A 14,074-nucleotide genomic window follows, 5' to 3' on the forward strand; every position below is an offset into this window, starting at 1 on the left:
GTTCCCTTCTGTGGTCGTTGGGGGTGGTTGGGGTCCGATGGCTGGTGCCCTCACGCCCGGTCGGGTGCTCCGGCGGCTCCGGCGGAGCCGGCTGGTCCGGCAGGTCCGGCGGAGCCGGCTGGTCCGGCAGGTCCCGCGGAGCCGGCTGGTCCGGCAGGTCCCGCGGGCCCGGATGGTCCGGGGCGCCCGGGCGGGGCGGTGTCGCCGGGGCCGTCCCGTCGACGTCGCGCCCGACGGCGTTCCACCGCCGGGTCGGGCACGGGGATCGCGGCGAGGAGTTCCCGGGTGTACTCGTGCCGGGGCGCGGTGAAGATCGTCCCGACGTCCCCCACCTCGACGAACTCGCCCTTGTACATGACGGCCACCCGGTCGGACAGGTGCCGCACGACGGAAAGGTCGTGGGAGACGAAGAGATAGGACAGCGACAGCCGCCGTCGGAGGTCGTCGAGCAGGTTGATGACGCCCGCCTGGATGGAGACGTCGAGCGCGGAGACGGGTTCGTCGAGAACGATGACCGACGGGTTCGTCGCGAGCGCCCGCGCGAGGCCGATGCGTTGCCGTTGTCCCCCGGAGAAGTGCCCGGGGAACCGGTCGATCTGGTGCGGTCCGAGGCCGACGAGACGCATGAGTTCCGCGACGCGGGCGTCGATGTCGCCGTCGTGTCCGAGGGCGCGGAGGGGTTCGGCGATGACCTCCCGCACCGTCATCCGCGGGTTGAGGGAGCTCATGGGGTCCTGGAAGACCATCTGGATGCCCCGCCGGGCGGCCCGGCGTTCGCTGCGCGTCATGGTGGCGGCGTCCCGGCCGTCGAGGCGGATCGTCGTCCCCGGGCCCGGGGTGAGGTCCATGATCTCGGTGAGGGTCGTGGTCTTGCCGGACCCGGACTCCCCGACGATGGCCAGGCACTCGCCTTCGCGGAGGTCGAAGCTCACGCCCTTCACCGCGTGGACCGTGCCGACCCGCCGCTTGATGACGGCGCCCTTGGTGAGGGGGAAGTCCTTCTTCAGGTCGCGGACCTCGAGGGTGACGCGGCGTTGCTCCCGGGGGATGCCGGCGAGGATGTCGTCCGGGCGCTCGGGGACGGGGTACAGCCGCCGGCCGTGGAGGAGCCCGCCGGTGATCTCCCCCGCCCGGACGCACGCCGCCAGGTGGGTCTCCCCGGCGGCCGCCGGCCCGACGGCCCCCGTCCCCGTCCCGGCCTCCGGGGCACCGGCTCCCACGTGACCGGCCGCGTCAGGCGCCCCGACGGCCGCGGTCCCGGCCGCCCTCGCCCCCGTCCCCGGGACACCGCCCGCGACGTCCCGGAGCTCCGGCTCCGCCTGCCCGCACCGGTCGAGGGCGACCGGGCAGCGCGGCGCGAACTGGCACTGGTCCCGCAGGTCGATGAGGCGCGGCGGGGACCCGGAGATGGGCGTGAGCGGTTCGTCGGTGGCGACGTCGATGCGCGGCGTCGACCCCAGCAGTCCCACGGTGTACGGCATCCGGGGGTCGGCGAAGATCGAGTCCACGTCGCCGCGTTCCACGGCCCGGCCGGCGTACATGACGAGCACCTCGTCGGCCATCCCGGCGACGACGCCCATGTCGTGCGTGATCATGATCGTCGCGGCGCCGGTCTCCCGCTGGGCGGTGCGCAGGACGTCGAGGATCTGCGCCTGGATGGTGACGTCGAGCGCGGTCGTCGGCTCGTCTGCGATGATGACCCGCGGCCGGTTCGCGATGGCGATCGCGATGACGACGCGCTGGCGCATCCCGCCGGAGAACTCGTGCGGGAAGGACCGGATCCGCAGCTGCGGGTCGGGGATGCCGACGAGATCGAGCAGCTCGACGGCCTCGGCCCGGGCGGCGGCGACGCTGACGTTGCGGTGAACGCGGATGGCCTCGATGATCTGGTCGCCGACCGTGTACACGGGGGTGAGGGAGGACAGCGGGTCCTGGAAGATCATGCCGATGCCCGCGCCCCGGACGGCGGACATCGCGGCGTCGGACATGCCGACGAGCTCCTGACCGCCGAACCGGACCGACCCCTCCACCTTCGCGTAGTCCGGGAGCAGCCCCATGACGGCGAGGGAGGTCACGGACTTGCCGGAGCCGGACTCGCCGACGATGCCGAGGGTGCGGCCGGGGTGGAGGTCGAAGTCGACGCCGCGCACCGCGTGGACGACGCCCGCCTCCGAGGGGAAGCTCACCCGCAGGTCGCGGACGGACAGGACGGGCTCCCCGGTCGCCCCCGCGTCCCGGCGGGGGGTGTGCGCGCCGGTCGTCGCCGGCGCGTCGCGGTGGGGTGTGTGCGCGGTGGTCATGCCGTGCCTCCTGAGCGTGAGTTCGGGTCGAGCGCGTCGCGCAGCCCGTCGGCGATGAACGCCATGGACACCGTGAGCAGGGTCAGGACCCCGGCGGGGACGTAGAACCGCCACGGGGCGGACTCCAGCGAGTCGGCCCCGCCGGAGAGCAGCGTGCCGAGGGAGACCTCGGGCAGGCGCACGCCGAGGCCGAGGAAGGACAGCCCCGTCTCCGCGCCCACGGCCGCGACGACGCCGAGGGTGAACTGGATGACCAGCAGGGACCCGATGTTCGGGATGATGTGCCGCACGACGGTCCGCGCCCGGGAGACCCCCATGTACGACGCCGCCCGCACGTAGTCGTTCTCCCGCACCGTGAGTGCGAGGGACCAGATCACCCGCGCGGGGTACATCCAGCCGAAGGCGACGAGCACGACGACGAGCAGCATCCAGTCCCCTCCCGACCCGCCGACGAGCAGCGCGATGAGCAGGAACGTCGGCACGGCCATGAGGAAGTGGATGGCCGCGAGCACGATCTTCTCCACCGCCCCGCCGTAGAGGGCCGCGCCCGCGCCGATGACGGCGGAGAGCACCGACGTCGCGCCGGACACGGAGACGGCGATGATGAGCGACCGCCCGAGCCCGTGGGCCGTCTGGGCGAGGAGGTCGTTGCCGGCCTCGGTGGTGCCGAACCAGTGCTCGGACGACGGCGGGGCCGAGAGGTTGAGGAAGTCCGGGTCGTCGAAGGCCCAGTGGGTGAGGTTCTCCCCGGCGAGCGCGAAGGCGATGAGCCCGGCGAAGATGACGAGGCCGACGACGGCGGTCCGGTTCCGGAGGAAGCGCCGCAGGTAGAGCCGCCATCGGCCCGTTCCGCGCACCGGTTCGGTGGTGGCGTCCGTGGTCAGGTCCGTGGCGGTGGAGGTCGCGGGGTCCGCCGCGGGACCCGCCGCGGGGTCCGGCCCGGGTGGGTCGCCGTTCACGCCGGTCGCGGGACCTGCCGCGGGCGGGGCACCGTTCACGCCGTTCGCGGGACCTGCCGCGGGTGGGGCGCCGTTCACGCCGGTCGCGGGGTCCGCCGCGGGTGGGGCGCCGTTCACGCCGGTCGCGGGGTCGGGGTGTCGGGGGGTGTGTGACCGTGTTCCGGACATCTAGCTCACCCGCACTCTCGGGTCGAGGGCGACGACGACCAGATCAGCGAGCACCGCCGAGACCGCGACGGTCACGGCGCTGAAGGCGGCGACGGCGGTGGCCCCGTTGACGTCGTTCTGGCTGATCGTCTGGATGAAGTACTGGCCCATCCCGTTCCACGCGAAGATCTTCTCCGTCATCACCGCGCCGGTGAAGATCCCCGGGATAGAGAAGGCGACGGAGGTCGCGACGGGGATGATCGACGTGCGCAGCGCGTGGCGGCGGATCGCCGTGCCCCGGGTGAGCCCCTTGGCCCGGGCGGTGCGCACGTAATCCTCCGCGAGGGTGTCCAGCAGGAGTGTGCGTTGCATGAGGTGGTAGCCCGCGTAGGAGATGACCACGAGCGACACCGTCGGGAGCACGAGGTGTTGGCCGAGGTCGAGGAGCTTCGGGAGGAACCCGGTGACGTCCGGGGACGCGGCGCCGGTGACGTAGAAGACCCGCGTCCCGGTGGCCTTGTTCACCCACAGTCCGAGGGCGACGACGGCGAGGGACGCGACGACGACGTGGATGTTCATCGTGATGATGGACAGGCCCTGCCACACGCGGTCACCGGCGCGGTACTGCCGGGAGGCGGTGTACACGCCGACCGCGACGCCGATGATGACCGAGAGGACGGTCGCCACGAGCAGGAGCTGGGCGGAGGTCCACATCCGGTAGGAGATCTGGGCGTTGACCGGGTCCCCAGCGGCGAGGTCCCCCAGTCCCAGTGGAGGACGATCCCGGTGAGCCACCGCCACCAGCGGGTCAGCAGCGGCGTCGCCGGGTCGAGGTTGAGTGGGCCGAGCATCCGCGAGATCTGGTCCGCGGACAGGGGCGGGCGGCGTCCGATGTAGTTCGACCGGGGGTCGAGGAACAGGGCCGCGAGAATGTACGCGAGGTTCGTCGCCAGGACGATGACGAGCAACCATCCGAGCGTTCTCCTGATGATGTACCGAATCATGGTCGACCGCCCACTGTCACCACCTCCTCGTGGCGACGGGCCCGTGCCCGCCGCGCCGTGTGCGCTGAAGGTAACACGCAGCTGACAGCCGGATAGAATTTCAATGAAATACCCCCACACGCGCGCTAATTCACTCCCCTCCGGTCACCCCCGCGCCGCGTCGCCGCCGCTGCCGGGACCCGCCCACCGCACCTGCTCACCCGGCCGCCGCACCTGCTCACCCGCTCGCCGCGCCCGCTCACCCGGCCGCTGTGGCAACGTTTTTTGCCGGATTTCGGCCGAAAACGTGCACAAACCTTCGCCACACCGCAGCCCACGGGCCGACACCGGACCCCCTCGCCCGCCACCTCACCCCACGCGCCACAGCCACCACACGCACTCCGGCACCCGCTCACCCGCTCGCCGCACCCACTCACCCGCACCCCGGCAGCCGCCCACCCGCTCGCCTCACCTCTCACGCGCTCGCCTCACCCACTCACCCGGCCGCTGTGGCAAAGTTTTTGCCGGATTTCGGCCGAAAACGTGCACAAACCTTTGCCACACCGCAGCCCACGGACCCGCACCGGGCCCCTTCGCCCGCCACCTCACCCCACCCGCCACAGCCACCACGCACACCCCGGCGCCCCTCTCACCCGTACGCCACAACCGCCCATCCGACTCACCCACTCGCCGCACCCGCTCACCCGGCCGCTGTGGCAACGTTTTTTGCCGGATTTCGGCCGAAAACGTGCACAAACCTTCGCCACACCGCAGCCCACGGGCCGGCACCAGGCTCCCCCTCCCGCCACCGCATCCCACCCGCCCCACACGTCACACCCGCCACGCCCCAGCGAGCGCCCTCCCCCCGTGTCCGCGTCGCCCCGGGGACGTCACCGGACCCCGGTTCACCCGCTGTCCCCGTCACCCCACGGACGACACGATCACGACATCTCCCCAGGTCATGAACCGCATTCCGGCGAACTGTGACGGCACGTTCTGCGAGACCCCGCCGACCGTGATTAGGCTCGGGCGTGCACGTTCGGCGTGCGCTCCACACGACGAATAATACGATTCGCGGAACCCACGTTTTATCGTCACCCATCGTCAACGAAGGAGAGTTCATGTCTGACAACGAGAACGCCAACGTCCACCAGACCTGGGACCAGGACCGCCAGCAGTGGAAGGTCCAGAGCGAGGGCGCCGAGCAGGCGGCCAGCTACCACGACACCGAGGAAGAGGCCCGCGAGGCCGCGCAGACGATCGCGCGTAACCGCGGCACCGACTGGATCAAGCACCGCCAGGAGGACAACACCATCCAGGAGCGCCGCTCCTACAGCGAGTAGGACGCGGGCCGGTCGAGCAATCAGGTCACCCGCCCACCCCCGAGGTGAGCGTTCGGTGACCGTCACGGGCCGGGCTGTCCGATGTCGTCGGGCGGCCCGGCCCGTGACGTGTGTGCCACCCCACGCCCGGGACTCTGCACTACCCCGCCACGCACCACCACACACCCGGGCCGCGCACACCCCGGCCGCCGCACAGCCCCGCCACGCACCGCCACACACCCGGGCCGCGCACACACCGGCCGCCGCACAACCCCGCCACGCACCACCACGCGCCCCGGCCACAGCACTACCCCGCCACGCACCACCACACACCCGGACCGCGCACACCCGGGCCACAACTCAGCCGGCCCACAGGTCGGGCCGGCCACACCACCGCGCACACCCGGGCCAGAACCCGGCGCCGTCACAGGCGGGGGCTGCCGGCACCGCCGCCGGCCAACCAACAGAAAACGCCCCTAACTGCGGAAACGTCGGCGGCGGAGGGGTACGTCGTTCCCTGGGACAGCTTCTCCCCTACCTCACAGAAACCGCACAGACGGGATACACTCACCGGTCATGGACACCAGGACCAGTGACCTCCGCCCGCCCCAGCCCCTCCGGACCGGCGACCGCGCGCCGCGCGTGACCCGCCTGCGCCGCGCGACCCTCGCCACGATCGCCGCCGTCGGCGTCATGGCCGGCTCCGCCCCGCTCGCGGGGGCGCACGCCAACCCCGCCCCGGCACCCGTGCCCGCCGCCGGTGCCCCCGCCGCCGCCGATCCCGCCGGTGCCCCCGCCCCGGCCGATCCCGCCGGTGCCCCCGCCGGCAACCCCGCACCCGCCACCCCCGCGACCCCGCCCCTCGGCACCTCCCTCATGCACCGGGACATGAACTCCTCGGACAGCGTCCCGTGGTCCGGCCCCGGCCAGGGCCAGGCGGTGAAGTGGTCGGTGCCCGGCGGCTCGTGCTCCACGGTCTTCCAGGGCACGGACGGCATGCCCATCGGCCTGTGCACCCGCTACCTGGGCCGGAACCTCACGCCGATCACCCCGTCGGTGACGCTGTTCGACCCGGACACGGCCCAGCCCCTGACGACCCTCGAGCTGGAGAAGCACGGCCTGCTCGGCGGCGTGTACGGCTACCTGGACGAGCAGGGCCGCGTGGTCCTCGCCGAGGGGCACGACATCCTCCGCATCGGCCACCACAAGGACGCCGACGGCTGGAAGCTGACCGTCGACGAGCGCACGCCGCTCGGTGACATCGGCACGGACGCCTCGCTCGCGGGTCTCGTCCCGGACGGCGCGGGCCGCACGTGGTTCGCCACGGAGGACGCGGTGGTCGGCTCGGTCGAGGGGTCGGGCCCGGACGCGACGGTCCGCACGCGGCGCGTCGGCACGGAGCCGGACGAGAAGATCGCCAACGGCCTCACCCCGCGGCCCAACGGCGTGAGTGTCCTCACGACGCACCGGCTCTACGAGGTCGGGGCGGACGCGGACGGCACCCCGGCGGTGCGCTGGCAGCGGGACTACGACCGCGGGTCGGCGCGCAAGCCGGGCCAGCTGTCCTGGGGGTCCGGCTCGACGCCGACGTTCTTCGGTCCGGACGACTCGCGCGTCGCGATCGTCGACAACGCGGACGGCCGGCCGAACCTCATGGTCATGGACGCGGCGACGGGCGAGGACGTGTGCACCATGCCCGCGTTCGAGACCTCCGGGCAGGGCACGGAGAACTCCGTCATCGCCCACGGCGACAGCCTGTGGGTGCCGTCCACCTACGGTTTCGCCTACCCGCCGATGGCCGTCGACGGCCCGGCGTCGCCCGCGAGCGCCCCGTTCACCGGCGGCCTGACGAAGATCGACCTGGTCCGGGACGCCTCGGGCGAGCACTGCGTGCGGCAGTGGGAGAAGCCGGAGGCGCGGCTGTCCACCCTGCCGATGATGACGACGGAGGACAACCGGATCTGGTCGTTCACCACGGATCCGGGTCGGTCGGAGGTCAGTCTCCTGGGGCTCGACGCCGCGACCGGCGAGGAGGTCGTCCGCCGGCCCGTCGGCCGTCTGCCGTTCGACGAGCCGATGGAGCTGACGGGCATGATCGCGCCGAACGGTGACATGTGGCAGGCCACCGCGACGCGGATGGTGAAGATCGAGAAGTAGGGGTCCGGGGGCTGCCGGCGGGTCCGCGCCGGTCAGCGCAGGCCGCGCCGGGGATCAACGCGGGCCGCGCCGGGGATCAGCGCCCCCTCCCCCCGCGCCGGTCAGCGCCCCCTCCCCCGGCGCCGGTCAGCGCCCCCTCCCCCGGCGCCGGTCAGCGCGGGCAGGTGAACTCGGCGCGGAGTTCGGTGGTCCGCGCGTGGTCCTTGTCGTCGGTGACCTGGGAGGTCACGGTCCAGCGGTCGCCGTCGTTCTCGACGGTCGCCTGCGCGCGCTGCGCATCCTCCGCCTCCCACTCCTCGGTGGGGGTCTCCAGGGACAGGTCGTCGAGGCGGTTCTCGCCGTCGGCGACGATCTCCACGTTGAGGCCGTCGCGCCCGTCGGGCCGGTCGACGTCCAGTTCCAGCTGGTCGCGCCCGTCGTCGTGGCCCCATTCGCAGCGGGCGGAGTCGGTCGCGAGGGACACGGGCTGCCCGCCGAGGACGACGGAGTTGAGGGTCGCGGAGCCCTTCGCCCCGGCCGCTGCACTGGTCTGGGAGGGGGACGACGACGCCTGCGTCTCCACGACCGTCTGCGTCACGGTGACGGGGGCGCTGTTCCCGGCGGCGTCGGAGCCGCCGGTGCCGTTGGATCCGGTGGAGTCGTTGCACGCCGCGAGGGCGGCCGCCGAGCCGAGGGCGAGGACCGCCGCGCCGAGCCGGCGCGTGCGGGTGCCGCGGCGGCGACCGGCGGCGTGGCCCGTCCGGGCCGTGTCGGCGGCGCCGGCGCCCGTCGCCGGACCGTGGTCAGCGGTGATTCCCGTGGTGGTCGTGTGGGTCGATCCCATGGTGTTCCTCCTCATATTCGGACGTGAGGACACCGAGTTTACGGAGAGTTCACCCGCCCCGCCGCCCCCGCTGCCACCCACATTCCGTACCACTCCCCGCCCCGCTGTCCCCGCCGGCAGCCCGCACCCCTGTCCGCCGCGCCACCCCGCCGGCGCCCGCAGGACTAACCCCTTACCGTCTCGCCACCTCGCCGGCGCCCACATTGCGTACCACTGTCCGACGGGGCTGCAGCTACACGGTGTCGCCGACGGCCGGGGCTGAGGCGGCGCGTTCCTCGTCGCCGGGAGAGTACCGGCACAGCTGATCGATCCGGTCGAGACTGAGGAAGAACGCGACCAGCCCAGTGATTACCAGACCCACCGCGGCCTCGACATACGCCCCCTGCAGAAGGAGTGCACCGAGGTAGACCACCGCGATGAAACCGTAGGCACGCGGCAGGAACGAGGACGGCTTCAACAGGTGCCCCCTGACACCCCAGATGAGGCCGAAGGCACCGACCAGGTACAGGAGCGCTGACGCCCACAGACGCCAGCCCTCCATCTCGATCGACGTGTGCACCGCTTTGTTGACGAGTACCACCAGGAAAACCACCCCAAGTGCGGCGTTCCACTTCCGGTAGGTCGGCCAGTTCTTCATCTGTTCCTTTCAGGAGAACCATGACGGACCACGACCACACATGCCCCGGCGGATCCGGCAATATCCCGACCGATTACTCGCATCGATCGTTCTGATTTACCGTCCACGGTAACCCCCTCTCACCGCCCCCACAACCACGCTCTCCCCAGGGACAACGCGAACAACCGGGCGCCAGTACCACCGACCGCGGCCAGGTTCTGAACAACGCCTACAAGCGACCACCGTTCCCACCGACCGCGGCCAGGTTCTTATGCCTGAGCCCGAGCCCTAAAGACCGTTCCCGGGTTCCAACGCGTAAACCCGAACACTCGTGCCTGAGCCCCACTCGTCGGGACCGAGACCGCGGCTCTATCCGCCACCGCTAACGCTCACAGCCACCCCCGCCGCCATGACTCTGCGCCACTCCCGGTCGCCGTCTCTCTCCACCGCCTCCGGGGCTGCCATACCGCACCACCACCCGGGGCCACCATGCAGCTGTACCACTCCCGGCCGCCATGCCGGTCCACCACCCCGCGTCAGAAGCCTATTAGTGTCGGAGCCGATGCGCGAAGCCACCCCGCGACAGCCAAATTGGAGCTCGAGCCGCTAGCAAGCTTCCACCCCCAACCACAGGAGTAGACGCGAATGAAGGACCGCAAGGACCGGTGTTGGCCGGAGTACATTCTGGTCGTCTACCTGGTGGACAACGAGACGCGCGACGACGCCTTGGCCGCGGTCATGCCGGACAGCGAATCGGCGAAGGAGGTCGCAGCGGAGCTCGACACTGATGAGTTCACCTGCTGGACCGAGTACATCAAGATCAGGAGGCCCAAGGTCAGGAGGCCCCGACGTTGTCCACGTACGCCGAAACCAGAGAAGGACGAGACAATCCATCTGGTCTTCCGCGGAGGTCACGCCCAGTCCGTGTACGAGAAGTACGGCGAGTTCTCGTCCCCGGAGATTATGGGCGCGTTCAGCTCCCTGCCGGAGGCCGAGGCATACGCAGAATTCCTCCGCGACCCGTCCCGACTCTTCCCCCCAACCCTCCACGTCTGGTCGGTCCCGACTCGCGGATGGACTTTTTATTCTGGAGACTAGACAGCGACCATACCGCCCACCAAGCGGCTCGCTACCACGTAAAGACGAAACCGTCACACTCGACCTACGGGTGAACTTGGTCTTGATTTTGGATATTCACAGTACTTGAAGGGAACGTCGCCAGTTCAGGCTCTCCGCCCCTATCATCTCCAGCTTCCTCCGTGACAGACTCCCAGGCGCTTCGCAAATTATTCACCTCACGAAGACTCTCACCATAACACCCAACGTACACCTTCTTCAGCCCCTTAGCCCTAGCGAGCTGACGGACGATATGCTTATCATTATCAGAGAATGAAACGCCGTAGGTAAACAAGGCGCCGGACATAGACTCGATCGAATTCAGACAATGACGCAGATAGTCATTATTTTCGATCCGGTTCAGCTTCTCCGAACTACTTCCTTCCGTCACAACCAAGGGGATCCTATCACCGGAATCACCAAAGAATTTTCGGACAGTGTCCATGAGATATTCACGACTGCCCCGTTTGAGCTTAAAGATTTCCGCACCCTCCTCGTAGAGGTGCAATGCCCCATGAAGGTAATATACGTCTATGCGTTGCCCGCGACGGCTCCTATGAACCTCTCCATTCCAACGCAGAGCGGGATATTTACTCTGAGACGAAGGGATTACAGCCTGATCAATAAACCCATCAAACATGCCATCGCCGTTGTGCCTGTCAATTATTCTTAGCGCCGCCCAATACAGAATCATGTCGTAGCTAATGGTATAAATGGTAGGGAATCTCTCTAGGAAACGCTCGATCTTTGTGTAATGATCGCGGCTCGCACTGGGATTTTTGCAGATTTTAAATGCATTATCAGGATGCACGTCGTACAATGCGTTAACCAAGGCCTTACGAATGCAAGAAACATCGCCTTTCATAGCCTCGATGACGTCATGATTTCCGTTAGTTTTCCCGCCATATAGGCCGATGACTTTCGCAGCGTCATTTAGCCTGGCAATGACCGTCTCAAAGTCTCCTAGGAGATTTCCATCCTCATCCTTAAAAAGCTCTTTATAATCAACGCTCAGGTCTTTGAATTCCGCTCGGTCGCGCAAGTTATCATAATTAAAGCCCTTACTGCACGAAATACTGAAACCATTCCCCAGAAGCAGATTCTGCGAGTCCCCGAAGCCCTCAGAATCTTTCATCGCCTCGTCGTAGGATCTAAATTCTTGTACGGATTTCATGAATAACACCTAACATGTTCTGGACGGTAAATTAGCCATTGTCGCCACCTGCCGAAATACTCTCGCGCCTGAAGTGATGGATAAGCTCGCGCTGAGCCAACCCGTCACGGCGGGACTTCAATGCACCACACGATGTCGTGGGAATTTCGAGAGTTATTCCCGAGTTCGCATTTTAGATGACCGACATAGATTTCCCTCTTCACATCGGTCGTTCATTTCCAGACCTGCTATACATTAGTGTTGACCCAAGGGGCGGATAGCGCGCGGCCAGTCAATCACCCCTTATCGATACCAAAGATACCGCGGCTCTAACTCGATTTAGACTGACGCTTCTTTTTATCGGAAAGTCAGGAACGAATCGAGGATATCATTTGAAATATTTATTACCCGAGCCCTAACTTGAACAGATTCAGGGAGTTCGATCCCATTTTACCGTGTAGGATTCATTTCCTGGCGAGCTACAGATAGAAACGTTCTTTCTCGATGCGAGAAGTCGTTTGCCACCAGCGCCTGACTCGCACCTTCACTGACTATTCCGAGTCGTCCCTCAGTTACTGTAGTGCTTTATCCCTACCCCTCATCCGTGCTCAGCGCAGCAACGAAGGCCTCCTGCGGGACAGACACCGATCCGATGCTCTTCATCCGCTTCTTGCCCTCCTTCTGCTTCTCCAGGAGCTTCTTCTTACGGCTGATATCACCGCCGTAACACTTAGATAGCACATCTTTTCGGAGGGCGCGAATGTTTTCGCGGGAAATAACTTTGGAGCCGATAGTAGCCTGGATGGGCACCTCGAACTGCTGGCGGGGGATGAGCTCCTTGAGCTTCACCGTCATCTTGTTGCCGTAGGTCTGGGCGTGCTCCCGGTGGACGATCGCGCTGAACGCGTCGACGGGTTCTCCCTGCAAGAGGATGTCGACCTTCACCAGATCGGCCTCCTGCTCCCCGGACTCCTCGTAGTTCAGGCTGGCGTACCCCTTGGTGCGGGACTTCAGCATGTCGAAGAAGTCGAAGATGATCTCGCCCATCGGCATCGCGTACCGGAGCTCCACCCGTTCGGGGGAGAGGAAGTCCATGTTCTTCATCTGGCCACGCTTCTGCTGGCACAGATCCATCGTCCCGCCGAGGAACTCCTCCGGGACGATGATCGTCATGTCGACCATCGGCTCGTAGACGGCCTTGAGCTTCCCGGCCGGCCAGTCGGAGGGGTTCTGCACGTGCATCTCGGTGCCGTCCTCGGCGATGACGCGGTAGACCACGGAGGGGGCCGTCGAGATCAGATCGAGGTCGAATTCCCGCTCCAGGCGGTCACGGGTGATCTCCATGTGGAGCAGGCCGAGGAACCCGCACCGGAAACCGAATCCCAGCGCGGTGGAATTCTCCGGCTCAAATGTCAGGGCGGCGTCGTTCAACTGGAGTTTCTCGATCGCCTCGCGGAGGTCCGGGTACTGGTTCGCCGAGATCGGGAAAAGTCCCGAGTACACCATCGGCGTCGGCTCCTGGTAGCCCTTCAGCGGTTCAGTCGCCCCGTGGTGCTCCCACGTGATCGTGTCACCGACCTTGGACTGACGGACGTCCTTCACACCGGTGATGATGTAGCCCACCTCCCCCACCGACAGGCCCTGGCATTTCTGCGGCTGGGGGCTGATGATGCCGATCTCCAGGGTCTCGTGCGTCGCCCCGGTGCTCATCATCCTGATCTTCTGCCGCGGTTCCAGCCGCCCGTCCATGACACGGATGTACGTGACGACGCCGCGGTAGATGTCGTACACCGAGTCGAAGATCATGGCCCGCGCCGGCGCGTCCGCGTCGCCCTCCGGCGGCGGCGTGAGCTCGCACACCCGGTCCAGGAGTTCCGGCACGCCCTCCCCCGTCTTTCCGGACACGCGCAGCACGTCCTCCGGCTCGCAGCCGATGATGTGGGCGATCTCCTCCGCGTACTTGTCCGGGTCCGCGGCGGGCAGGTCGATCTTGTTGAGGACCGGGATGATCTCCAGGTCGTTGTCCATCGCCAGGTAGAGGTTCGCGAGGGTCTGGGCCTCGATGCCCTGCGCGGCGTCGACAAGCAGGATCGCACCCTCACAGGCCTCGAGCGCGCGCGAGACCTCGTACGTGAAGTCCACGTGCCCGGGCGTGTCGATGAGGTGCAGGACCAGCTGCTGGCCGGCGAGCTCACCGGTGCGCGGCACCCACGGCAGGCGCACGTTCTGCGCCTTGATGGTGATGCCGCGCTCCCGCTCGATGTCCATGTTGTCCAGGTACTGGTCCCGCATGTCCCGGTCCTCGATCACACCCGAGAGCTGGAGGATGCGGTCCGCCAACGTCGACTTCCCGTGGTCGATGTGGGCGATGATGCAGAAGTTGCGGATCCGGGCCGGATCGGTGAACGTCTCCGCGGCGAAGTTCTTCTGCTTCGGTGCCATCGGCGTATCCCTCCTAGGTCAGTTACCGTGAACCCTACTAGAGCCCCGGACGGGTA

9 protein-coding genes and 1 pseudogene are annotated in these 14,074 nt (G+C 67.6%); 3 read left to right on the forward strand and 7 right to left on the reverse strand.

Annotated elements, in window-relative coordinates; genetic code table 11:
* Positions 1-50: 50 nt before the first annotated feature.
* The 3 genes and pseudogenes from CBOVI_RS07405 to CBOVI_RS07415 form a co-directional block, all read right to left on the reverse strand.
* A complete protein-coding gene (locus CBOVI_RS07405) occupies positions 51-2,300 on the reverse strand; it encodes a dipeptide ABC transporter ATP-binding protein (RefSeq protein WP_010275326.1) in 2,250 nt (749 codons plus the stop codon).
* Positions 2,297-3,259 (reverse strand): ABC transporter permease, encoded by a 963-nt coding sequence (locus CBOVI_RS07410; protein ID WP_010275329.1) that lies wholly within the window; start codon positions 3,257-3,259, stop codon positions 2,297-2,299. Before CBOVI_RS07410 ends, CBOVI_RS07405 begins: the two co-directional genes overlap by 4 nt.
* Before the next feature lie 168 nt (positions 3,260-3,427).
* Positions 3,428-4,410: pseudogene (locus tag CBOVI_RS07415) on the reverse strand (ABC transporter permease).
* 1,100 nt (positions 4,411-5,510) lie between these two features.
* Here CBOVI_RS07415 and CBOVI_RS07420 point away from each other — a divergent pair.
* Both CBOVI_RS07420 and CBOVI_RS07425 read left to right on the forward strand, forming a co-directional pair.
* Positions 5,511-5,732 (forward strand): DUF2188 domain-containing protein, encoded by a 222-nt coding sequence (locus CBOVI_RS07420; protein WP_010275339.1) that lies wholly within the window; start codon positions 5,511-5,513, stop codon positions 5,730-5,732.
* Between the two features lie 555 nt (positions 5,733-6,287).
* Positions 6,288-7,868, forward strand: coding sequence for a hypothetical protein (locus CBOVI_RS07425; RefSeq protein WP_232626022.1), 1,581 nt, complete (start codon positions 6,288-6,290; stop codon positions 7,866-7,868).
* A 151-nt stretch (positions 7,869-8,019) separates the two neighbouring features.
* Here the strand turns inward: CBOVI_RS07425 and CBOVI_RS07430 are convergent, their stop codons facing one another.
* Both CBOVI_RS07430 and CBOVI_RS07435 read right to left on the reverse strand, forming a co-directional pair.
* Positions 8,020-8,691: a lipoprotein LpqH gene (locus tag CBOVI_RS07430; protein ID WP_125187279.1), complete on the reverse strand. Its 672-nt coding sequence runs from the start codon at positions 8,689-8,691 to the stop codon at positions 8,020-8,022.
* A gap of 232 nt (positions 8,692-8,923) precedes the next feature.
* Positions 8,924-9,328, reverse strand: a complete 405-nt coding sequence (locus tag CBOVI_RS07435) for a hypothetical protein (protein ID WP_010272671.1) — start codon at positions 9,326-9,328, stop codon at positions 8,924-8,926.
* A 624-nt stretch (positions 9,329-9,952) separates the two neighbouring features.
* On the opposite strand from CBOVI_RS07435, the gene CBOVI_RS07440 reads away from it, so the two are divergent.
* On the forward strand, positions 9,953-10,405 hold the full coding sequence (locus tag CBOVI_RS07440) for a hypothetical protein (protein ID WP_010272669.1): 453 nt from the start codon (positions 9,953-9,955) through the stop codon (positions 10,403-10,405).
* A 64-nt stretch (positions 10,406-10,469) separates the two neighbouring features.
* Here CBOVI_RS07440 and CBOVI_RS07445 read toward each other — a convergent pair whose 3' ends face one another.
* Positions 10,470-11,597 carry a DUF4917 family protein gene (locus tag CBOVI_RS07445; protein WP_083826102.1) on the reverse strand — a complete coding sequence of 376 codons (1,128 nt, stop codon included), beginning with the start codon at positions 11,595-11,597 and terminating at the stop codon, positions 10,470-10,472.
* 570 nt (positions 11,598-12,167) lie between these two features.
* Positions 12,168-14,018 (reverse strand): translation elongation factor 4, encoded by a 1,851-nt coding sequence (gene lepA / locus CBOVI_RS07450; protein ID WP_010272667.1) that lies wholly within the window; start codon positions 14,016-14,018, stop codon positions 12,168-12,170.
* Positions 14,019-14,074 lie beyond the last annotated feature (56 nt).

Origin of the sequence: Corynebacterium bovis DSM 20582 = CIP 54.80 (assembly GCF_030408615.1) — a bacterium.
GTDB classification, from domain to species: Bacteria; Actinomycetota; Actinomycetes; order Mycobacteriales; family Mycobacteriaceae; genus Corynebacterium; species Corynebacterium bovis.

What these genes read in the sequence shown, in the direction of transcription:
- CBOVI_RS07405 (WP_010275326.1), bottom strand. Translation starts at nt 2,300, where the DNA reads ATGACCACCGCGCACACACCCCACCGCGACGCGCCGGCGACGACCGGC.
- CBOVI_RS07425 (WP_232626022.1), top strand. Translation starts at nt 6,288, where the DNA reads ATGGACACCAGGACCAGTGACCTCCGCCCGCCCCAGCCCCTCCGGACC.
- CBOVI_RS07430 (WP_125187279.1), bottom strand. Translation starts at nt 8,691, where the DNA reads ATGGGATCGACCCACACGACCACCACGGGAATCACCGCTGACCACGGT.
- CBOVI_RS07445 (WP_083826102.1), bottom strand. Translation starts at nt 11,597, where the DNA reads ATGAAATCCGTACAAGAATTTAGATCCTACGACGAGGCGATGAAAGAT.
- CBOVI_RS07435 (WP_010272671.1), bottom strand. Translation starts at nt 9,328, where the DNA reads ATGAAGAACTGGCCGACCTACCGGAAGTGGAACGCCGCACTTGGGGTG.
- CBOVI_RS07440 (WP_010272669.1), top strand. Translation starts at nt 9,953, where the DNA reads ATGAAGGACCGCAAGGACCGGTGTTGGCCGGAGTACATTCTGGTCGTC.
- lepA (WP_010272667.1), bottom strand. Translation starts at nt 14,018, where the DNA reads ATGGCACCGAAGCAGAAGAACTTCGCCGCGGAGACGTTCACCGATCCG.
- CBOVI_RS07420 (WP_010275339.1), top strand. Translation starts at nt 5,511, where the DNA reads ATGTCTGACAACGAGAACGCCAACGTCCACCAGACCTGGGACCAGGAC.